General features: G+C 42.2%; 19 protein-coding genes. 14 read left to right on the top strand and 5 right to left on the bottom strand.

The window, feature by feature from the left end:
• Positions 1–127 precede the first annotated feature (127 nt).
• Positions 128–2,053, bottom strand: coding sequence for a bile acid Fe-S flavoenzyme BaiCD (baiCD, locus tag NYE58_RS24065; protein ID WP_341003188.1), 1,926 nt, complete (start codon positions 2,051–2,053; stop codon positions 128–130).
• Positions 2,054–2,234: 181 nt separating this feature from the next.
• Here baiCD and NYE58_RS24060 point away from each other — a divergent pair, with 181 nt between their 5' ends.
• Together NYE58_RS24060 and NYE58_RS24055 are read left to right on the top strand one after the other, a co-directional pair.
• Positions 2,235–2,756 (top strand): PadR family transcriptional regulator, encoded by a 522-nt coding sequence (locus NYE58_RS24060; protein ID WP_076276086.1) that lies wholly within the window; start codon positions 2,235–2,237, stop codon positions 2,754–2,756.
• Between the two features lie 212 nt (positions 2,757–2,968).
• Positions 2,969–3,220: a hypothetical protein gene (locus NYE58_RS24055; protein WP_076276087.1), complete on the top strand. Its 252-nt coding sequence runs from the start codon at positions 2,969–2,971 to the stop codon at positions 3,218–3,220.
• A 237-nt stretch (positions 3,221–3,457) separates the two neighbouring features.
• Here NYE58_RS24055 and NYE58_RS24050 read toward each other — a convergent pair whose 3' ends face one another.
• Together NYE58_RS24050 and NYE58_RS24045 are read right to left on the bottom strand one after the other, a co-directional pair.
• A complete protein-coding gene (locus tag NYE58_RS24050) occupies positions 3,458–4,726 on the bottom strand; it encodes an alkaline phosphatase (RefSeq protein ID WP_341003184.1) in 1,269 nt (422 codons plus the stop codon).
• Positions 4,727–4,854: 128 nt separating this feature from the next.
• Positions 4,855–5,463, bottom strand: coding sequence for a methyltransferase family protein (locus NYE58_RS24045; RefSeq protein WP_076276089.1), 609 nt, complete (start codon positions 5,461–5,463; stop codon positions 4,855–4,857).
• A gap of 107 nt (positions 5,464–5,570) precedes the next feature.
• On the opposite strand from NYE58_RS24045, the gene NYE58_RS24040 reads away from it, so the two are divergent.
• The gene (locus NYE58_RS24040) at positions 5,571–6,101 is read left to right on the top strand and encodes a hypothetical protein (RefSeq protein ID WP_076276090.1); all 531 of its coding nucleotides are present in this window, start codon (positions 5,571–5,573) and stop codon (positions 6,099–6,101) included.
• On the opposite strand, the gene NYE58_RS24035 is transcribed toward NYE58_RS24040, so the two are convergent.
• On the bottom strand, positions 6,071–6,619 hold the full coding sequence (locus NYE58_RS24035) for a MepB family protein (RefSeq protein ID WP_076276091.1): 549 nt from the start codon (positions 6,617–6,619) through the stop codon (positions 6,071–6,073). The two genes, NYE58_RS24040 and NYE58_RS24035, sit on opposite strands and share 31 nt — an antisense overlap.
• A gap of 253 nt (positions 6,620–6,872) precedes the next feature.
• Between NYE58_RS24035 and NYE58_RS24030 the strand changes: the two genes are divergently transcribed.
• From NYE58_RS24030 to NYE58_RS23990, 9 genes are all read left to right on the top strand, one after another.
• Positions 6,873–7,064, top strand: coding sequence for a cysteine-rich CWC family protein (locus tag NYE58_RS24030; protein WP_076141099.1), 192 nt, complete (start codon positions 6,873–6,875; stop codon positions 7,062–7,064).
• An 85-nt stretch (positions 7,065–7,149) separates the two neighbouring features.
• A complete protein-coding gene (locus tag NYE58_RS24025; protein ID WP_076276092.1) occupies positions 7,150–7,719 on the top strand; it encodes a 5' nucleotidase, NT5C type in 570 nt (189 codons plus the stop codon).
• A 219-nt stretch (positions 7,720–7,938) separates the two neighbouring features.
• Positions 7,939–9,639 (top strand): molecular chaperone HscC, encoded by a 1,701-nt coding sequence (locus NYE58_RS24020; RefSeq protein ID WP_341003181.1) that lies wholly within the window; start codon positions 7,939–7,941, stop codon positions 9,637–9,639.
• Positions 9,636–11,114 carry a J domain-containing protein gene (locus NYE58_RS24015; protein WP_076276094.1) on the top strand — a complete coding sequence of 493 codons (1,479 nt, stop codon included), beginning with the start codon at positions 9,636–9,638 and terminating at the stop codon, positions 11,112–11,114. The genes NYE58_RS24020 and NYE58_RS24015 overlap by 4 nt, the downstream gene beginning before the upstream one ends.
• 16 nt (positions 11,115–11,130) lie before the next feature.
• Entirely contained in the window at positions 11,131–11,808 is a 678-nt protein-coding gene (locus NYE58_RS24010) for a DUF1266 domain-containing protein (protein ID WP_051491590.1), read from the top strand.
• Positions 11,809–12,407: 599 nt separating this feature from the next.
• The gene (locus NYE58_RS24005) at positions 12,408–13,031 is read left to right on the top strand and encodes a TetR/AcrR family transcriptional regulator (RefSeq protein WP_341003180.1); all 624 of its coding nucleotides are present in this window, start codon (positions 12,408–12,410) and stop codon (positions 13,029–13,031) included.
• A gap of 42 nt (positions 13,032–13,073) precedes the next feature.
• Positions 13,074–14,321 (top strand): MFS transporter, encoded by a 1,248-nt coding sequence (locus NYE58_RS24000; protein WP_341003179.1) that lies wholly within the window; start codon positions 13,074–13,076, stop codon positions 14,319–14,321.
• A gap of 34 nt (positions 14,322–14,355) precedes the next feature.
• On the top strand, positions 14,356–16,695 hold the full coding sequence (locus NYE58_RS23995) for an ABC transporter permease (RefSeq protein ID WP_341003178.1): 2,340 nt from the start codon (positions 14,356–14,358) through the stop codon (positions 16,693–16,695).
• Between the two features lie 14 nt (positions 16,696–16,709).
• The gene (locus tag NYE58_RS23990) at positions 16,710–17,474 is read left to right on the top strand and encodes an ABC transporter ATP-binding protein (RefSeq protein WP_076276097.1); all 765 of its coding nucleotides are present in this window, start codon (positions 16,710–16,712) and stop codon (positions 17,472–17,474) included.
• Between the two features lie 243 nt (positions 17,475–17,717).
• Here the strand turns inward: NYE58_RS23990 and NYE58_RS23985 are convergent, their stop codons facing one another.
• Complete coding sequence (locus tag NYE58_RS23985) at positions 17,718–19,580, bottom strand: rhamnogalacturonan lyase (RefSeq protein ID WP_341003177.1); 1,863 nt, start codon at positions 19,578–19,580, stop codon at positions 17,718–17,720.
• Positions 19,581–19,736: 156 nt separating this feature from the next.
• Between NYE58_RS23985 and NYE58_RS23980 the strand changes: the two genes are divergently transcribed.
• Entirely contained in the window at positions 19,737–20,780 is a 1,044-nt protein-coding gene (locus NYE58_RS23980) for a phosphotransferase (RefSeq protein WP_341003176.1), read from the top strand.
• A 136-nt stretch (positions 20,781–20,916) separates the two neighbouring features.
• On the top strand, positions 20,917–21,669 hold the full coding sequence (locus tag NYE58_RS23975; RefSeq protein ID WP_341003174.1) for a hypothetical protein: 753 nt from the start codon (positions 20,917–20,919) through the stop codon (positions 21,667–21,669).
• Positions 21,670–21,690 lie beyond the last annotated feature (21 nt).

Raw genomic sequence — 21,690 nt, 5'->3', positions numbered from 1 at the left:
GGGTGAGGGGTGAATGGCGAATGGTTACCGATTACCGAATAACCGCTCACGGATGCACTCTGAATAAAAAATAACCCGGCAGGGCGGACCTGCCGGGTTATTTTGATGAAGCATATAGTTAGCTTAATTAGATTCGTCTAGCTAATTCAGCGCCTTCCCAAATCGCATTCAGCGCTCTACGCGCTTGCACCGCATCGCCAATTACATGATAAGGGATGGAGCTTTCCTCCAAGAAATCCTGAAGGATTTGTTTGTTGAGGGCGCGTGAACCTACAGCAATTATTACATAATCAGCAGGTAGGCTGTGACGTTCGCCGTCTTTTTCAACAATTACGCTATCCCCTTGAATCGCCATACATTTGCTGTTGGTCATTAATTCAACGCCATGTCCATATAGACTTTCCATGACACAGATTTTCCGCAGAAGCCCTAGATCATTAGCAACATCAGCTTGCATTTCAACTACAGTGATTTGATGTCCGCGCTCTACAAGCAGTTCTGCGACCTCAAGCCCCACTAAACCACCGCCGATAATAACGACTCTTCCTTCTGGATGAACCGTTCCCCATAACACATCATGTGAATTGACCACATGTGAACTGTCGATGCCTTCCACAGGCGGAATAATAGGAGAAGATCCGATTGCAAGAATGACCTCATCTGGCGCAATTTCTTGGATTAATTCAGGTGTAACCTCTGTATTCATTCGAATGTCTACACCTTCACGTTTAGCGGTTTCTCCCATATTCAGAGCGGCTGCAGCCATTTCCTCTTTACGTGGTGCGGCACCGGCAATATAAAGCTGTCCGCCCAGAATGTCATTTTTTTCGCATAATATTGGATGATGCCCACGTCGTTTCAGGGTGACAGCTGCTTCTAATCCGCCAGGGCCACCACCAGCAATAAGTACTTTTTTGGGGATACCCGTTTGCTGCAATTCATATTCACTTTCACGGCCGGTTGCAGGATTAAACACACAGCTGATAAATGGAACATTAGGATTCACGAATCCATCGAAGCAGCCTTGGTCGCACCCCACACATTTAACGATCGTGTCTGCACGTCCGGCTAAAGCTTTATTGCAGAATTCCGGATCTGCCAGCTGCGCACGCCCAATGGCTACAAAATCAGCCAAACCCTCCGCAATAATCCGGTCTGCAATTGCTGGATCATTAATACGGCCTACGGCAATAACAGGGATGTTAACCACAGATTTAATTTGTGCTGCGTTATCTACATTGAAGCCTACAGGTAAATCGATCGGCGGTACTTCATATTTAATTGCAGCGCCAGCAGGGACCCCACGAGATACATTAATAGCATCAATTCCAGCTTCTTCAGCGAGCTTTGAGAAGAGCTTCATATCTTCCAGTGTAAGTCCGCCCGGTAGATCCTCAATCGCAGAGATTCTCATCAAGATAGGGAACCCAGGTCCAACCGCTTTCCGGATAGCCCGGATACAAGACAGCGGGAAGCGGCAGCGATTCTCCCAAGAACCGCCGTACTCATCCTGACGAAAATTCATTGCAGGACTTAGAAATTGTTGGGGCAAATAACCATGGCCGGCATGGAATTCCACACTGTCAAATCCGGCTTTCTTCGCACGTAATGCTGTATCTGCGTAAGCTTGAACCATCTCACCGACTTCATGATGCGCTAGTTCACGTGGTATATGAGTCACGCCTTCAAACGGAACAGGTGAAGAGGAGACCTGAATTAGGTTGGGAGTTACTTTACCTCCATGCCATAACTGTAGACAGCTTTTGCCTCCTGCCTCTCGAATAGCTAATGCTAATTGAGCCATACCTGGAATGAATTTATCATCATAAAGGGCAGGAGCATCATCGGAGGCCGCTGTTGGGTGAATAGTTGTTACTTCTACAGTATTTAAGCCGTTGCCGCCTTTAGCTCGTGCTACATGGTAATCAATCAGACGATCACTGACGTATCCACCCGGCGCGTTCATTTTCGTGCCCATCGCTGGTAAAATGACCCGGTTCTTAAGCTCCATATTTCCGATTGTGCCCTTGCTAAATAGATGTGTGAATTCCATACGATAACTTCCTCTCTACATATAGGTTAAAAATAAATAGGTTATTTTAACCTATATTAGCGAAAGTGCAGGGCGAAAGTATGTGCAAAAAATCACGAGTGATTTGGCAGGAATGTAGTAATTGAGGTAATATAAGAAAATGATGAACCGGATACGTATTCCGGAAGCCCGGAGGATGATTATGGATATTGAAGTTTTGATTCTGGCCCAATTAATGAAAGGGGCCAAACATGGTTATGAAATTAAAAAAAACATTATTTTTGTAATGGGCAATGATAAAATCGTAAACAATAACTCGCTTTATCCAAAGCTGAAATTATTTGAAAAGCGAAAATGGGTAATCAAAAAAACGGAAATTCAGGAACGCCGGCCTAAACGTTATGTATATTCTATAACTACTGAGGGTGAGGAGCGGTTTAACACCTGCTTAACAGAATTTACGCTGGAGACTATTCGAATTGATAATGAATGGTCTATTCGTCTTGCTTATTATGAGCTTTTGGATCGTGAGACACGTAGAAGATTGCTTGATTACAGAGAGACTTATATGAACGAAAAGCTGGACCATTTACAGCAGTTATCCAAAGTAGTTGGCAATAGTGAGGATATGGATTACTCTGAGGAGCTCTATTTTTACACCCGAAGTATGGTTTTACGAGAGATCGAGTTAATTAAGGAGCTGTCACGTAAATTAGAAACATAAGGAAACCGTTGGATTAGCTATAAAAATAGAATTTTATAAACACACCTCGCTGTAATCGTTAATTAACGGTATATTTGTAAAATCGATTCATAGTTTAGCTTTAGGTTTTCCGCTTGTGATTGGTATCATCATCTTTATTTTGGGTTTGATCATATTGGGAATCGAATATTTCACACCAGATTAGTTGAACAATGGGAAGAAGGGGTGTCTTCTTGAAAAGAATATACATCGCAGTCCTAAGTTTTGTACTTCTGCTTGTATTAACCATTTGTGATCGTGAGGAAGTCAGCAGCACGGCGATGCCAGAGATAACCATTCATATGGATGGAAAAGTGAATCAATCTCAGACCCTCTCCAGAGAGGTGGGCATAGAACTGGATGATGAGAGTGCGCTTTTTCAAGCACAAATGAAGGATTCTGCGGCTTCTATTCCTTATGTAAAGCTTGGTGAAACCATCCACTAATTCGCAGATCGAAAAGCAACGTTTAAACTGGAGTCTAATCTGGCAGCCTTTTTGAGTTCAAATAGTAAAGATTATGAGCCTGGAGCAACGATCAGAGGATTTCATCTGACAGGTAAATGGGCGGATCAGACTAAGGATATCATTTTTGTTGTGCGAACAGATGCTAAGTAAATACTGTATTTTAAAATGAAAAAGACTACCCAGAAAAAAATCTGGCTAGTCTTTTTTTACTCGCTTTTATTTATTGGCTTTAAAACCTGATGCTTGCATAAGCTTGGTGAATACTTCGGTGTTTTCGTAGATTCCCGTAAATAATTGTGCATTTTTGCCCATAGCTGTGATTGGAATATCAACCGCAGTATGGCCTGAGGTCGTCCAGTCCACTACAAAATTGTGTTTGGAATTGGCGATGGCGAATGGACCGTCTTCTTTGGATATGCCGTCACCGGACTCATCATCTGCGTCAACTGCTTCAATAGAAAATCCGCCGGTCTCATGGTCGGCAAGCACTAGAACCAGTGTATCTGGATTCTTTTTGGCGAAGTCTTTGGCTACTTGCACGGATTTGTCCAGTTCTTGACCTGATTTAATCGTCATTTTAGCGTTGTTTTGGTGTGCAAATTCGTCAGTGCCTTCTTCTTCCACGATAAGGAAAAATCCCTTTTTATTTGTTGCTAGCGTATCTATAGCTTTCTTAGTCATCTCTGGCAGTGATACCACCGGATTATAAATATCTCCTTCACCTTCAGGCTTTTGCTGGAACATTTCCTCGTTTGCGAAAATTCCAAGCAGCTTGCCGTCCTTTGCTTTTTGCATATCCGCTTTGTTCGTTACATAGGTGTAGCCCAATTGTTTAGCTTTATCAACTAGGTTTCCTTGTGTTCCTTTGCTTTTTTCTGAAGGATCTTCAGCGGGTTCATCTGGGAATTTGCCGGGATTGCCTGCAGGGTACCAGAAATCCTCACCCCCACCGAGCAGAACATCAACCTTGCTCTTAGTCAGAAGCTGAAGAGCGATATCACTTTGCTTTGAGCGGTCTTCAACGTGAGCACCAAATGCGGCGCCAGTCGCGTCTGTAATCTGACTAGTAGTAACGACACCTGTTGATTTCCCGGCATCTTTAGCATATTCCATAATGGTCTTAACACTTTTTTTATCGGCATCCATTCCGATAGCACCATTATAAGTCTTCACACCGCTGGCATAAGCAGAAGCAGAAGCAGCCGAATCTGTAACAGGGACAGTGGAGCTTGTATGAATTAATCCAACGTATGGCATGGAATCCATTGCTAGATTTCCTTTTTCACCTACGGTGGCAAGCCGGATGGCATCACGCTGAGCAGCACCCATTCCGTCTCCAATAAACAGAATTACATTTCTTGTGTTCGAAGATGCTGCGTCTGCTTGATTAGGTGCATTTGTAGTAACAATGCTGGATACAAAAAGAGCAGTTGCCGCTGTTGCTACAATTGCTGTTTTGACGCCATACTTTTTCGGTGATTTCATAATTTCCCTCCTAATGTATGTTTACAGTCTCATATTATAGTAGTTACATTAAGAGAATATTTTCCGGACTTGTAAAAAATGTAAAATGATATAGCGAATTTAAATTATCGGAGCTGTGATAAAAGATTTTAAAATAAAAAATATCTGGGTGTATTATTGGCATATTGGATATATTCATCTCCGAATACGGACTTTAAATGTTGCTCTTCTTGAAGAATTAGTAAATGAATCGCGGCAATGTTAAGAATGAATATTAGGAGTGTTAACAGATTGGGGTACATCAGATACAATCCCAAAAACATGAGATCAAACCCGACAAATGCAGCGTTTCTACTATATTTATAAATACCGTGTGTGATGAGTTTGGTTACAGTAGTCTTATCAATCCCAACTCTCCATGAAGTGCGCATAGCAATCATAGCTTGAATAAAAATGGAACATCCGAGGGCAGCTACACTAACACCGATAAAGTGAACTACAGGAATATCAAACGTTTTGCCTACAAGTGTAACCATAAAGGACTCTGCTACGGAAAAAACAAACCATGCTGCACCCCATAAAAAAGTAGAGGTTTTTACCAATAGCTCGATATAATGGAGCTTAGATAGTTTAGCGCCTTTAGCCAGAACGTTTCCTTTAATCTGGTTTTTCTTGTAAAGTATAAGGAGCTTTAATAGATAAGAAATTAAGAAGATGCAGAAAAGAAGTAGAGATAGGATATTTTTAAGATCGCTCATTATGATTTCCTCCTTACCAATACATATGAATGATTGATCATATGTTTGTTTATATCTTATTTCCTAATATTGTACATGTCAACTAATTATTGATTTAGGGGGATATCGTGAAAACAAATGTATACAAAAAACGGTGGCTTTGGGTGTTGGCTATCGTGGTTATTGCACTTGCAGGTACTGTAATCGGTATGCTAGTTAGGCAAACTGGGCTTGCAACCTTTACTTCCAATGCTTATGGAGTCTCTTTGAAGTATCCAACGGAATGGGTCGTCGATTCAGCAGATGATGAGAAGGGTCAGGGGGAGGATGGTTTTTTTCAATTATCAGCTATGTCTGGAGAGGGACAATCAATAGATGAAGTAGCTGAAATCATTGCCTCCCATCAGCTGAAGCCTTATGGCTCCAATCCGCAAATCACTGAACTGACATTAGAGGGGTTAAAAGAGGAAGAGAAGGCAAAGTTGATTATGCCTTCTGCTGACCAAGGGGAGGAATGGAATCATCAAGCGGCGCTTATAATTAAATATCCCGAAGCGGTGAAAATAGGAGATGATGTATACTATTATTTTATTTTGCAGGGTGATAAGGAACATGTGGAGGAGATAGGTCAGACCGTAAGATTTACGGGTAAACCGTAAAGTGCTTGCGCACGAAGGTAGTCTACGGTTTTATTTGCAGGGATATCCAAGAAATATTCCGACTGCCATGTTTGCGTTTTTTGAGCTTGGCGACTCGTGGGAATGTCCCAAGGCGGGTAGACTCGAAAAGCTCTTTTTCCACCTTCACCTTTATCAGATAGAATATCTTGTTCTCTTAGGACAGCTTTTGGGAAAATAAATTGGCCAAAGTGATTCCCATTTCGTGTACTTATAACGAAGAGATCAGCAGGATCTGAGATGTCATAGGGTTGGATGGGATGATCTCCAATTCGCTCCCATAGTGTCACAAATTGCCCGACTTTAGTGGGTGTGATTTTAGCCACCCGGAATCTAATGGCCAACACATTTAAGGTAAAGATATATGCTCCGTATTCCGCATTTTGCGGTTCAAGAATTGGTTCGGAGCAATCAAACCTGCAAGGATTATATACTTCTTCCATGGTAGCAAGTAAGTCACTATGTAGGGTATCTAAAAAGCTCAGCTTCTTATCATTCATCTGTTATTCTCCCATTTGAGTTCGTAATGTTCACTATCTTAATGCAAGTGAACCGAGTTCACAAGTGTAGGAATAATAGAGAAATTGAACTTATGCTTAACTTGGAATCTTCAGAAGTGGTTATGGCGGAAACCTATTCGGGGAGTTGTTTGTTTTACTTACTGACGTTTTGTCATTTGTTGGATTTTTTTTATTGATATGGTTTTCCAAAGCAAAATAGTTTGTGATTTTTGGGGGAGTAGAAATTTTGGATATGATGAACATACTGGTTGAAGAACGCCATTGTCCTTTATGTAAAGAATTGAATCGTTGTGGCGCTGAAAGCGGTGACTGTTGGTGTTTCCATACAGAAATTCCACTCGAATTGCAAGAACAGATCCCGGAAGAACTGAGAGGGAAAGCTTGTATCTGCCAAAAATGCGTAGAAGCATTTAATAAACATTAACGGGGATTTTAATTAACTCTCGACGAAAAACATAATTTCATTGTATATAATTAAAGTGTAATCTAAAAAAATAATGGAGGCGCAGATGAGGAAGCCAATAATTGCAGTAGATATGGATGATACAATTTGCCATCTAGTGAAGCGAGCCATATACCATAATAATAATGATTTTCCCACGCATCTGCTGCGGTATGAGGAAATGCTTGATTGGAATACGGATCATTTACGTCATCCGGATTGTACACAAGATATTTTCTATGGGCGGCCCGGTCTGTATGAAGAGCTTGAACTGTTTGACGAACATGTCGTAGGAGAAATGGAGAAGCTGCATAACGCTTATGATGTAATTATAGTTACGGCAGCCCAACCCCAGTCGGTGGTGGAAAAATGGAACTGGCTGCAGAAGCATATGCCGTTTATTCCGATTGAAAATTTCTTTACCTGTAAGCGGAAAAATCTTATTAACTACGATCTATTGATCGATGACGGGGTGCATAACCTGGTTCCGGCATTGCAGGAGGGAAGAAAAGTGCTTTGTATTCCGCATCCATGGAATTTGCGGGCCCGTGAACAATATGCTTTTCCATTATTGACCTCATGGGAAGGTGCAAAAGAGAAGATAGATCAGATGTTAGGACGTCCAGAGAACGAATGAGACTGTTTTTTTATAGATGATATACAGAAAAATATCCTCCGCCAAAAAATGAAGGTATCCCATTAGCCATTGTGGCTTTTGAGATACCTTTTTTATGTCTATTGCAGAAGCGCAATTTCATTATTATGCTCTGGATGTAAATATGTTGAATTAGTGACATTTCGATTCTTGGACTCTTTTCTTTGTATATTATTGTATATAAAAGGAGTGGAGATAGTAGTGAGAACAATCGGAATTGATTTAGGAACGACCTATAGTCTTGCTGCTTATTGGGACGGCAGTCAGGCTGTAATTATTCCCAATGTACTCGGGGAGCATGTAACACCCTCGATTGTTAGTGTAGATGCAGGGGGAGAAGTATTAGTTGGAAGAATCGCACAGGAACGACTGATTACACATCCACAGTTAACCGCCTCGACTTTTAAGCGCTTTATGGGATCAGCAAAGAAATACAAACTAGGTACGATGACTTTTACTCCTGAAGAGTTATCTTCTTTTGTTCTGCGGTCACTGAAAGAGGATGCGGAAAATCATCTAGGTGAGTCCGTAACGAAAGCTATAATCAGTGTTCCGGCTTATTTCAATGATGTTCAGCGGAAAGCAACTAAGAAAGCGGCTGAGATGGCTGGTTTACAAGTAGAGCGGCTTATTAGTGAACCTACGGCGGCAGCACTCGCTTATGGCCTGCATCAGAATCAGGAGACTTCATTTCTTGTTTTTGATTTGGGTGGAGGAACCTTTGATGTGTCAATCCTGGAGCTTTTCGAAGGGGTAATGGATGTTAAGTCGATTGCCGGAGATAACTATCTTGGCGGGGAAGATTTCACAGAGATACTAGTGGCCTATTTTATCCAAAAGAATAAGCTGGACGCTGAATCGTTAACACCAATAACGAGGTCGATGTTGTATAAGCAGGCTGAGCAGAGTAAACGAATTCTTGGTACAGAGTCTGCTGCGACTATGCGGATAGTTATTAAAGAGGAAGAATACGTGCTGACTATAGAACGCTCAGAGCTTGAGCAATTGGTACAACCATTACTAATACGTCTAAGACAGCCGATAGAAAGAGCATTGCGGGATGCTTCTCTGCAGCCTTCCGATCTGGATGGGATTGTGATGATTGGGGGTGCTACTAAAATGCCTCTGATTAAGCAAATTATCAGCCGTATGTTCGGGAAAATGCCTTATGCGAATATCAGCCCAGATGAGACCGTCGCACTGGGAGCTGCGGTTCAGGTGGCGCTGAAGCAGCGTGATCAAGCGCTGGATGAAATGATTTTGACGGACGTTTGCCCCTATACATTAGGAACCAGTGTTCTGCGAAGAGGTTCAAGCGGACAAACGTCATCTGGACATTACTTTCCGATCATTGAACGTAACACTCCGATTCCTGTTAGCCGGGTAGAACGTCTATATACAGCCGCAGATGATCAAAAGATCATAAGTGTAGATGTGTATCAGGGGGAGAGTCCTCGCGTTGAAAATAATCTTTTTCTGGGAGAAATGGAGTTTCAGATTCCGCAAGCACCTCGGGGAGAAGAAAGTATAGATGTCAGATATACATATGATGTGAATGGGATTCTTGAGGTGGAGGTTACAACCGTTTCAACAGGTCAGAAGCATCAGATGATCATTGAGCAAAATGCTGGTGGAATGACGAAAAAGCAAATTGAAGCTCGTTTACTGGAACTGCGGAGTATCAAAATTCATCCGCGTGAGCGTACCGAGAACAGGCTTCTGCTTGCTAGAGGTGAGCGTTTATATGAAGAGGTGCTTGGGGACCAACGGAAATTTATCGCACAGTGTCTGAAAGTATTCGAAGATGCTTTATATACTCAGAACGAGAAAGTGATTGAAAAAGCGGCACAAGCTTTCAATGAGCAATTGGCGGAAATTGAAGGGTGGTCATACTTCACATGACAATCTGGAGTATGTTGGAGATTGAACCCACAGATGAACTAGCTATCATCAAGAAGGCCTATGCCAAAAAACTGAAATCGCATCACCCCGAAGATGACCCAGAAGGATACCAGCAGCTTAGAGAAGCTTATGATACAGCCGTGAAATGGGCCCGCTCCGGGCAGCGTATAGCAAGCACTGTCCCTTCATTTATAGGTGAGGATAAGAAAGAAATAGCAGAAGCAATATCAAAAGAAATAGAAAAAATGGTGATACAAGCAGAAGCAGAAACAGTAATACGAGTAGATGAAGCTGAGGAGGAAGAAGAACAAGAAGTTGCGGAGGAAGACACCGAGGAAGAAGTAGAAGGGACCACTTCTATACCGCATGAAAACGAGTGGACGATGTTTCGCCCTCTTCCCGTTCAACTTGATGCTGATCTTCAAGAACAGCCAGCAGCTATTTTTGACAGACAAATTAGGGAACTGTATGCGGACTTCTCGCGCCGGATTCAACAAGCTTCGTGGCATTCACTTTTGAATGAAGATTTCATGTGGAGTATAGAGCATCGCGATCGGCTAAGGGATAAGCTTATGTTGTTCCTTGATCAGCATCGGAATTTGCCTCATGCCGTATGGGAGGCGTTGGATTCATTTTTTCATTTTCGTGAGGACAAGGAGATATTTCTTCAACGTTATGATAATAAGTTAGTCGAGTACATACTAGGGCAGGTCGATGGAAGCATGGAGATGCGTTATGAGTGTTTCCTTTTGCAGGAGTCTCTTGAGTTTGACATAGAACACTATCTAAATCTGAGGCAATCCGCTCAATTCATGCTGATGGAGGATAGACATACCGAAGCGGGTCAACTGCTCGACGAAGCAAATAAGCTGTTTCAGTATGATCCTGATCTGCAATTATTGCGAGCTAAGTATTGTCTGAATACTGCTGATTATATGGAAGCGCTGGTGTGTTTGGACCAAGTAACCGCTATGTGGCCTAACGAAAGAGACGGTTACTTATTAAGAGGCCGGCTTCTCTACTATTTGCAGCGTTATGAGGAAGCGATGAAGGATTGTGAATATTTGTTGCAAGAGGATGCTGGAAATAGAGATGTGCAATGTTTAATTCTGGAATGTAAGATTGCATGTTCTCAAATTGAGGAAGCTCTTACACAAACGGAGACTAATGAGCCTAAAAAGGACGAGTTCATTCATTTTCGTTACCTTGCGAATAAGTTCATGTTGAAGAACAAAAAACTGTATCCACAACGTCTTCGTATCTCTTCGCTCGTAACCATTGGAAAGAACATTATAGGGTCTATATTATTCTATCTATTGGTTTTCCTGAAATTAAGCTGGTTCTATATTTTGGTATATACCATATATTATTTTTCAGTTTCTGAGCTTCCCCCGCTTGTCAATGCGGTGTTCATTCTTATTTTTCTATGGAAAATCAGGAAGATTTGCAAAACAGCATACCTATTCACGAACTAATATCAGGAGGCTCTATATGCTGAAGGAATACAATGTTAAGCAAAGAAAACGATTGGAAATGTATTTCCGCTGTCTTTCCTCTACCTGCATACGTGGTCTCTTAGGGAGATACTATGTGGTTTATGAGTTTGATTTCAGTAATGTCTTCTTCAAAAGAGGATTAATCAAAAATGCTTGTGAAAGATGGAATATCGAGGATGCTAACTCCTTTCATCGCCAGATTCGCTGGCTTCTAGAAGATGGCAACCGTGCAGAATATAGATCTTTACATGCTCGATTAGCCACACTTTCCGAAACCTCACGCAGTAAATATCTTGAGGCACATAAGGATCATGAGGATTTTGTTAATCTGAAGGTTGTTGCACAAGGTATACATCAGTTGCCTTCTGGTGACATTTCAGCTTTTGGATTAGCTTGGGTAATTTATCTGAGCCGGATTGGTTATGTTGAGGATTATTTGAAGAAGGAAGAAGCCTGGGAATACAAAATAGAAGCCGCAAGGCAGCTACAAGAACGCTATAGCAGTTGGGCGGATTATTATATAGCCTATTCCTTGGGCAGCAAATTTTCATTAGTACAATCCGGCGGATTAGATAATCTATTTGAGACGGGATTGCAGAAGCTCATGCGAAATAGCAGCATTCTATACAGGGAAGCCGTTTGGGGGCAAAATCTGCAGCCGGAAGCCACTTAGTCCGAACTTAGGTAATTAATACCTATTGAATACCTAATGAATCCCTATCCCGTGTTGCTTAAGGACCCAGAGGACGCTATTTGCAAATTTATAGCCCTTTGAGCCGGTTTTCGGACTCCAGTGCAGCTATTCCTTGAGGAAGCGGTCTTTTGTGGTGTTTTTGATGCCAATAGGTGCTATGCGGTCCGTTAGGAATCCAAATGGGGGATAATGCAGCGTATAAGGTCAGCTGTGTCCGATAAGCTGCGTCGTAAGTGCAAATGTGATCCAAGCAAACGAAGTTTAGTAGTTTAGTGTTACAACGCGAGCAAAGGTATCTCCATGTATCAGATCAAAGAGCAAGCTAAAAATAAGATGCAGCAGTAAGACCAAACAGTAAAACCAAACAATAAACAATAAGACCAAACAGTAAACAGTAAGACTAAAACTCAACAGTAAAACTCAAAAGTATATCCCAAAACGAGGGAGTTCCAGATGCTATAACGTAGCTTTTGGAATTCTCTCTTTTTTGTGATGCCGGGTTAATCTTGACACGATCTAATATTTGTATATAATTGGAATAGACCGACGGTCGGTCCACAGAATGGAGGACGTTGCAGATGAGAATTTCCAAAGAAGCGGAAGAACGTAGAAATGAAATATTGGATACAGCAGAAATGCTGTTTTTTACGAAAGGGTATACCAAAACGACAGTGAATGATGTCTTGCAGGCTATAGGTATCGCGAAGGGAACCTTCTACTATTATTTTAAATCGAAGGAAGAGGTCATGGATGCTGTTGTGCTGCGATTTATTGATGCTGGTGTAGCAGTTGCTAAGCAAATTGCTGCAGATCCTAAGCTGACCGTTCATGAAAAGCTGCTGCAAATCATTATGGCGCAAAAGCCGGATACGGACAGAAAAAGCCAAATAATTGAGCAGTTCCATCAGGCTGATAATGCACAGCTGCACCAGAAAAGCCTGGTGGAAACCATTTTGCGGCTAACTCCTGTTTTGACGGAGGTCATTGAGCAGGGCATAGAGGAGGGACTGTTTCACAATCCGTATCCCCGGGAGACGATGGAATTTCTATTGATCACCTCTCAATTTCTTTTTGATGAAGGGATATTCAAGTGGCAGCCTGAGGAAATCATCCAGAAGATAAGAGCGTTTATCTATACGATGGAAATTACACTGGGGGCGGAGAAGGGCAGCTTCGACTATGTGTTTCAAATGTTTGAGTAGGGGAGTGGGAATATTCTGAACAACAAATCCTTCGGAAATTTTATGATCATTTGGATGGGGGAGTGGATATCCAGTATTGGCAGCGGGTTGACGGCTTTCACCTTAGGGGTTTATGTGTTCCAGATGACACAGACTGCCTCTAGCGTGGCACTTTTAACCTTATGTGCTTTTCTCCCTTCCATTGTGCTCAGTCCTTTTGGCGGCGTGTTAGCGGATCGGTTTGATCGGCGATTGATGATGATAGCAGGGGATTTGTTGTCTGCTTTTGGACTTGTATATGTTCTCATCATCATGCTGCTGGGTGAACCTCATTTATGGCAGATTTGTCTGGGCGTGACGTTTAGTTCGATTTTTGTATCCTTGCTTGAACCTGCCTACAAAGCTACCATTACAGATTTATTAACAGAGAAGCAATTTGCTAAGGCCAGTGGTTTAGTTCAGCTTGCTGCGTCCTCAAAATATCTTCTTTCTCCTATCCTTGCCGGGATTTTGCTTAGCTTTATGGATATAAAAACTATCCTGCTTATAGATATCTCAACCTTTCTAGTTACAGTTCTTGCAGTGATGGCTGTTCGCAGGAATCTACAGACTGAACACAGAATTCCAACGAATCAGTCGTTTGTAAAAGATTTGAAGGAGGGCTGGGATGCTCTTATTTACACGAAAGGTGTACTGCAGCTTACGATCATTTTGTCTGTCGTTACTTTTTATGTGGGTTTTCTCCAAACCTTATATACGCCTATGCTTCTACCCTTTACGGATACGAAAACTCTAGGCACGGTATTATCTGTAAGTGCTATAGGGATGTTGCTCGGCAGTCTGATTATTGGAGTTTTTAGCATCGATCGTAAATATATCAAAGTATTAGCGCTCGGCCTAGGATTCGCCGGACTGTTTTTTTCTTTGGTGGGTCTGACCACGAATGTTGCTTTTATTACAGCTGCTGGCTTTTTATTTTTTGCAACGTTGCCTTTTGTTAATACCAGTGCTGACGTTATGATTCGCAACCATATCCCAAATGACACACAGGGGCGGGCATGGGGGATCATTGGCATTTTATCACAACTCGGTTATGTGGCTGCGTATGCTTTTGCTGGCATATTGGCTGATCAAGTGTTTAATCCTCTTTTACGAGAGGGAGGTCTGCTTGCTTCATCAGTAGGTAAGGTGATAGGCACTGGGGAAGGACGGGGAATCGGTTTATTTTTTATCATCTCTGGTTTGCTCATCATTATTATGGCATTTGTGATCCCCCGAATGAAATCAATTCGCTGCCTTGAACGTGAATAATTGAATTCCGTATTAGAGAGGAGAAGGCCTGTCAATGCTGCTACGAATTGTAAAAAGAGACCTTCAACGCAATAAAATCATTACCTTCGGATTATTTGTGTTTATCATGTTATCGGCTTTGCTTGTTGCTTCAGCGTCGCAAGTGATTATAGAATTGTCGGGGTCCTTGAATCAGCTATTGATTAAATCTAAAGCCCCTCATTTCGTGCAGATGCACGCAGGACAAATCGACAGCTCAGCAATCGAGAGCTTTACAGCCGCTAATCCACTGGTGAAAGATCAACAAACCGTAGAGATGCTTAACTTGGATGGATCTAACGTTTATCTAGGCAGTAACCAAGGCTCGGAAGCAAACAGCGTGATGGATATCGGCTTTGTAGAGCAGAACCCTTCGTTTGATTTGCTGCTGAATTTAGAGAACAAGGTGATTGAGGTATCGGCAGGAGAAATCGCTGTCCCCATTTATTATATGAAGCAAAAGAATCTGAAAATCGGCGACGTAGTTAGCGTTCTAGGTGAACAGTTCGATAAAAAGTTTGTGATTACTGATTTTGTAAGGGATGTCCAAATGAATCCAGCCATGGTCAGCTCCAAACGTTTTGTCGTAAATGCTGCTGACTTTACAGCGCTTAAACAACAGCTCGGCGAACCTGAATACCTGATTGAATTTCAGCTTACAGATCTATCTAAGCTCAATGATTTCCGCAATGAGTATCAATCCTCAAATCTGCCCAATAAAGGCCCCTCCATTGACTATCCTTTATTTAAAACGCTGAATGCACTGACGGACGGGATTATCGCAGTTGTTATTATTTTGGTAAGTGTTCTGCTGATGCTGATTGCTATTTTATGTCTCAGATTTACGATGATCGCTACCTTGGAAGAGGATTACAGAGAGATAGGTGTCATGAAAGCGATTGGGATCACGCAGCAAGATATTCGCAGCATTTATTTAGCAAAATATATCGTGATGGCAGCCGTCGCCTCTGTATGTGGATATTTACTGTCTTTAGGTGTGGTGCGTTTGTTTACAGCCAATATTACTTTGTATTTGGGCGTTGCTCCTGCCAGTATCCTTCAATATTTTGTTCCTGTCCTGGCGGTAGGTTTGATCTTTGGAGTTGTTGTATTCTTTTGCCGGATGATTCTTAGACGCTTTAATCGCATCACGGTTGTAGAAGCTTTACGGTCAGGTACGAGGGGTGAAGCAAGGATGAACACAAGCAGATTTTCACTTAGCAAGCGTAAATTTGTTAACGTGAATGCTTTTCTCGGGGTAAAAGATGTTTACGGGCGCTTCACCATGTACGGATTATTGTTCTTCGTATTTGTGATCAGTTTGTTTATCGTTCTAGTGCCAGTGAATATATTGAATACCCTTCAGTCTCCCCGGTTTGTTTCTTATATGGGCGTCGGTCAGAGCGATATTCGCATTGATTTGCAGCAATCGAACCAAATAGAGAAGCGTTTTAATGAGATGATAACCAAGCTTGAAAATGACCCGGACATCTCTAAATTTTCTCCACTGATTACTTCTAGATTTAAGGTATTAGGTAGTGATGGTGTATGGGAATCGCTAAATGTTGAAACCGGTGACTTTACTATTTTTCCGCTCTCGTATGTTCATGGAGGAACTCCTAGAAGTGCAAGTGAGATCGCTCTTTCTGACCTGAACGCCAAGGAACTGAATAAAAAGGTGGGGGATATCGTTCATTTAGAGGTTGCTGGGGTGGCAAGAAAATTGACCGTTAGCGGGATCTATCAGGATATAACTAATGGTGGCCGAACCGCAAAAGCGCAATTGCCATATGATTCGAAGACGGTTCTCTGGTATGTAGTAGCTTTGGATGTGAATCCGGGAATTTCCGTCCAGGCAAAAATGGATCAGTACACCAAATTATTTTATCCAGCAAAAATCACTCATCTGCAAAGCTATTTAGCTCAGACATTAGGAAATACAATTCGCCAATTGAAGCTGGTTACAGGCTTATCCATCGTTATCGCATTTTCGATTTCGATATTGATTACCTCTTTATTTCTGAAAATGCTGCTTGCCAAGGATTCTTCGCAAAACGCTATTTTGAGAAGTGTTGGCTTTACGTTAGGAGATATTCGTAGGCAATACCTGGTAAGGATGCTGATAATATCAGGGCTGGGCGTCATTCTTGGTACTTTTGCGGCTAACACTCTCGGGCAAAAAATTGCTCAAATGCTAGGCTCTTTCATGGGGGCTTCTAAGATACAGTTTGTAGTCAATCCGGCGGTAGCCTATCTTATTCTTCCTCTACTTTTCATGCTTATTGTAGCGCTCACCACCGTAACAAGCACGATCTCAATCAGAAAATCCAGTATAGTCAAACTAATTGCCGAATGATAGGAGGTGGCAGAATGTTCATATTAGAGACGAAAGGGTTAAAAAAAAGTTATTCAACAGGGCAAGGAACTCCGCAGTCGATATTAAAGGATGTTCAGCTTCAGGTGTCTCAGGGGGAATTCATAGCTGTCATGGGACCTTCTGGTTCAGGAAAATCAACATTGCTGTATACGATCAGCGGGATGGATAAGTTGACAGAGGGAAGTGTTATTTTTAAAGGGCAGGAGATCAGCGGAGTTTCAGAGAACGAATTAGCCGGTCTGCGCTTAAAGCATATGGGCTTTATTTTTCAGCAAATGCATCTGTTAAAAAACTTGAATATCCGCGACAATATCATCCTGTCTGCTTATCGGGCGAGAACCAGCAGCCGTAGAACTATCAATAAAAGAGCAGCTGAGTTAATGAACAAAACAGGAATATCTGCGCTGGCTGAACGTAATATTACACAGGTGTCAGGAGGACAATTACAAAGAGCAGCAATCTGCAGAGCACTCATTAATCAGCCAGATATATTATTTGGCGATGAGCCAACCGGGGCGCTTAACTCAAAAGCAGCTAGTGAAATCATGGACATATTAGCAGATATTAATCAATCAGGAACAACGCTTATAATCGCCACACATGATGCTAAAGTCGCTGCTCAAGCTGAGCGTGTCTTGTATATGCTAGATGGCAGCATTGCAGCTGAGCAACGGCTTGGAAAATATAATCGCGTAGATGGGGAATTGAAAAGGCGGGAGGAGAAGCTTGCGGCTTGGCTATTAAAGCTGGGATTCTGATTGGGGATCTAGCGCTGTACGAATGTCAAACAACGTTTTGCAGTTTAATATCTGCCCAGCACTAAAACCTATCCTATATGCAATAATAACCACTCAATGCGAAGGCATTAAACAATTAAAAAAACTATTAACGCACCTCGATCATTGCTGATGCTGGTATAAACCGAACAAAAAAGCAGTTGCCCCGGCACATCCGGATAACAGCAATTGCTTTTTTGTTCACTTACTGATTCTTTAGAAAGCTTACGGCACTACGTAGATATTGGGTTTAGACACAGTGGCCATACCGTTGCCTAGGAAAAATCCTGTGTGCGGAGGTTGATTGTAAGCTGTATTCTGCCAGGCAATGCTTAACCGATATACTGGATCATGCATTAAGGTATATATTTTATTAGTGGTGATGTTCGTAGTTGTATAGATTCGTAGAGCCGAGTTATCGGACTTTTTCCAGATAGCCTCTTCGCGCCAGTCTCCAAGCAGGTCGGCCTGTAGGCTTGGCGTTGCTTTGGTACTATTGTTGGATGCTACGCTCGCTCCGGTTAATAAATTGGTAACGGAGTTGCTTGCAGGGTTCCATTTATCAATCTTGACACCATCCAGCAGTTCGCGGGACAAGTCGCCATCCCACCAGATTCCAAAATTCACAGAAGGCATTGAGCTGCTTATTTTGGTGCCTGTAATGGAGTATAGGCCAACGCCGTGAGCCCATACCTCTTCCCCGGGATAATTGGGATCAATATCGGCAGCCATCCCCCGGCCGGTATCTTTTCCCGTGTATACACCCCATAAGACCGTCCCGTTTGCAGCATCCCATACCGCAGCGCCATAGGGAGAACTAGTATTTTCCATGACTTTAAAAACTTCGAGACCGGGGCGGTTCGGATTTAAATCACCTACATGCAGCGCGTCTCCATGACCCAGCCCTGTATTGTATAAGGTCGCACCGTTATTATCAATGGTTAAGGCACCATAAATGATCTCATCCTTACCATCGTTATCCACATCGGCTACACTTAAGCTATGATTACCTTGACCGGCGGTTCCAGCATTGGTGGAGCTATTGCTATCAAAGGTCCATTTACGGGTCAAAGCACTGCCATTCCAGTCAAAAGCTACAACGACTGTGCGTGTATAATAACCACGTGCCATGATGATGCTTGGATGTACTCCATCCAGATAGGCTACACCTGCTAAAAAGCGGTCTACTCGATTGCCGTAATTGTCACCCCAACTGGATACGGTTCCTCTGGCAGGAACATAATCAATCGTGGTTAAGGTTTTGCCCGTTTGTCCGGAAAATACACTCAGATATTCAGGCCCGGTCAGGATATATCCACTGGAGTTGCGATAATCTGCACTTGTGTTTCCAAGGGTTACGCCAACTCCGTCAACTGTACCGTCTGCTGTTTTGCAGACTACTTCGGCTTTACCATCACCATTGAAATCATAGACTAGAAATTGAGTATAATGTGCGCCAGCCCGAATATTTTTACCCAGATCAATTCGCCATAGCCGAGTTCCATTCAGCTTATAGGCATCCAGATAGACATTGCCTGTATATCCACTTTGCGAGTTGTCTTTGGAATTGGAAGGATCCCACTTCAACACGATTTCATATTCCCCGTCACCGTCTAAGTCGCCCACGCTGGCATCATTGGCACTATAGGTATAACTTACGCCATCTGGCGTAGTGCCGCCAGCCGGAATTTGAATTGGAACGTCCAAATAATTGTTGGCCCATACATTTGCTGCTGGGGAATCAGATTGCTCAATACCGCCAACGATTGCTCGAACTGTATAGCTAGAAGAAGTTGTGCCGGCGTTATCCTGATAATTCGTGCTGTCCGTGATTGGGGTAACGTTTACTTTTGTGCCATTGCGGTATAAATTAAAAGAAACCGACAGTTCTTCTGTTCCGAGTAGCCGCCAGCTCACAAATACACCACTGGATACCTTCACTGCTACTAGTCCCCGATTTAGCTTTTCTGCTTGCCGGGCAGATGCTGCCGACACAGAGGAAAGAGAGCCAAAAGCTGCCGTCCCTAAGGTAAAGACTAAAAACCAAATGATTACAAGATACCCTGATTGATGTAACCGCTTACTCATTAACGAAGCCTCCTTTTCATTTTTGGTTCACGAGGGTTACACAGGATGTCATAGTGAACAGTACATAATATTTCATAAAGATAAAAATATGTTTTAAATTTACTTGAACCATTTTAAATGAGTACGACTTTACTCACACAGAAAGGAATACATAACATGGAAAATATAAGCTATAATTTAAAATTCGCTACACTTTGTGCCAAATATAATCTGGGTCTGTTGATGAATGAACCTGAACCGATAACAGGCGGACTCTTGCACAGAATGTATCGCCTGCAAACGGATAAAGCGCAATACGCAGTAAAGGCCTTAAATCCTCAAATTATGCAACGAGATACAGCAATGTCCAATTATATTTTTTCTGAAATGGTTGCGAATCTGGCTTATCAAAAGGGAATCCATGCTGTTCCGGCAATTGTATCTAATGGCAGTAGTATGCACGAGGTTGAAGGGCAATTTTATTTATTGTTTCCATGGGTTCAGGGGAAGGCATTACCTTTAGATGAAATAGATTTAGATTGTTGTAAAAAGATTGGGGCAATTCTTGCGCAGCTCCACATCATCGATTTCTCACAGGGAACGGATGATCATCACTTTGAAACGCTTAAAGCGTCTAATACTGCAGTTGCCAATTGGAAAGAGCTTGCTCTCAAAGGAGAGCAGCAGAGTGCAGAATGGTCAAGCTTGCTGGCAGATCACCTGCATAAGATAGAGAATTGGGAGTCATTGATTCATTCATCAGCGAGTCTATTGACGAATCATTATGTTATCAGCCATCGGGATTTAGACCCCAAAAATGTCTTGTGGGATGAGCGGAAAGTTCCAATAATAATCGATTGGGAAGCAGCAGGACCTATTCATCCGACGTTAGAGCTGATAGATGTAGCTTTATATTGGTCAGGTTCTGTATCGGGAGATTTAAGCAAAAAGGCATTCTCAAATTTGATTAACAGCTATCTGGAGCATGGCGGAGAGATTTATGCGGATTGGCAGGTTGTGCTCAACTATGGCTTTTTGGGAAAATTAGAATGGTTAGCTTACAATATCAGACGTTCGCTAGGACTGGAGAGCTCAGATGATGCAGAACGGGAGCTGGGTACTCGTGAGGTAATCCGTACGATTAATGCATTACACGACTACGCTGATTTTATTCCACAATGTTTATTATGGTTGGGAGATTTAGAGGAAGGTAGTGCCTAATCTATTAAAGGAGAACTTATTTATGAATGTTATTAACGCTACGATGGAAGATATAAATGGATGAGTGTGTTCCGATGGACCGGAAGGGCGTTCACGCCAAAAGTTTAAACTGACTGTACGATAAAAAGGAGGACTTATGAAGAAGTTTATAGTTATATCTGGCGTCTCGCTATTTTTGTTGGCGATTTCTTTTAACCCATTGTTCAACTATATACGTGAGTACATAATCTCTGATCAAATTAATCAGCGTTATGAGATAAAGCATGCTGAAAAAGAATATAACCCAATAAACGTACAAGAGATAACGGTTGATGATAAGAATATTAAAATCAGGGAAGAAAAAACAGGCAGGAAAGCAGATTTGACCCCATGGGATGAAGAGGAGAAGGTCCCGCCTGGTGATATTGTCAAAGTTCAGTTCTTATTAAATGATCAAAAAATCTCCACCCCTGATGAAATATGGCTATCCAATCGGGACAGAGGCAGCAGGTATTTTTCGTGGATAGATATTCTCACAGTAAAGGACCGAAAGACTGGTGAGAATCAAATAAATATAGTCCAAAGACTGACCGACGATAGTCAACCCATGGAAACAAGAAAATGGAAAATCATCACGATTGCACAAGACGGAGAAGTAGACGAAGAGGTTCTCAGCTATGCGCAAAGAAGCAACAATCATTTAGGCGTCAAGCTAATCGAGTTCTCCGGTACCTCCCTTATGTGTATGGGCTATTATTCAGATGTTACTAAGGCCTATCCTAGTATTTTCTTCCCACTCCTATTTCCGTTTCTAACTGGAATAGCGGGTCTCCTGTTATTGATTTTTCTGGTTGTTTTATTACTGTTTGAGCTTCATCTTAGACGCGTTATTAGAAAAAGAGGGCGATAAAGAACACAGGATACGTTCTGA

The sequence above is a fragment of the Paenibacillus sp. FSL L8-0708 genome, from assembly GCF_038009325.1.
Taxonomy (GTDB): Bacteria; Bacillota; Bacilli; order Paenibacillales; family Paenibacillaceae; genus Paenibacillus_AQ; species Paenibacillus_AQ odorifer.
The sequence above is the reverse complement of the archived record's forward strand: the minus strand, read 5'-3'. Positions and strand labels throughout refer to the sequence as shown.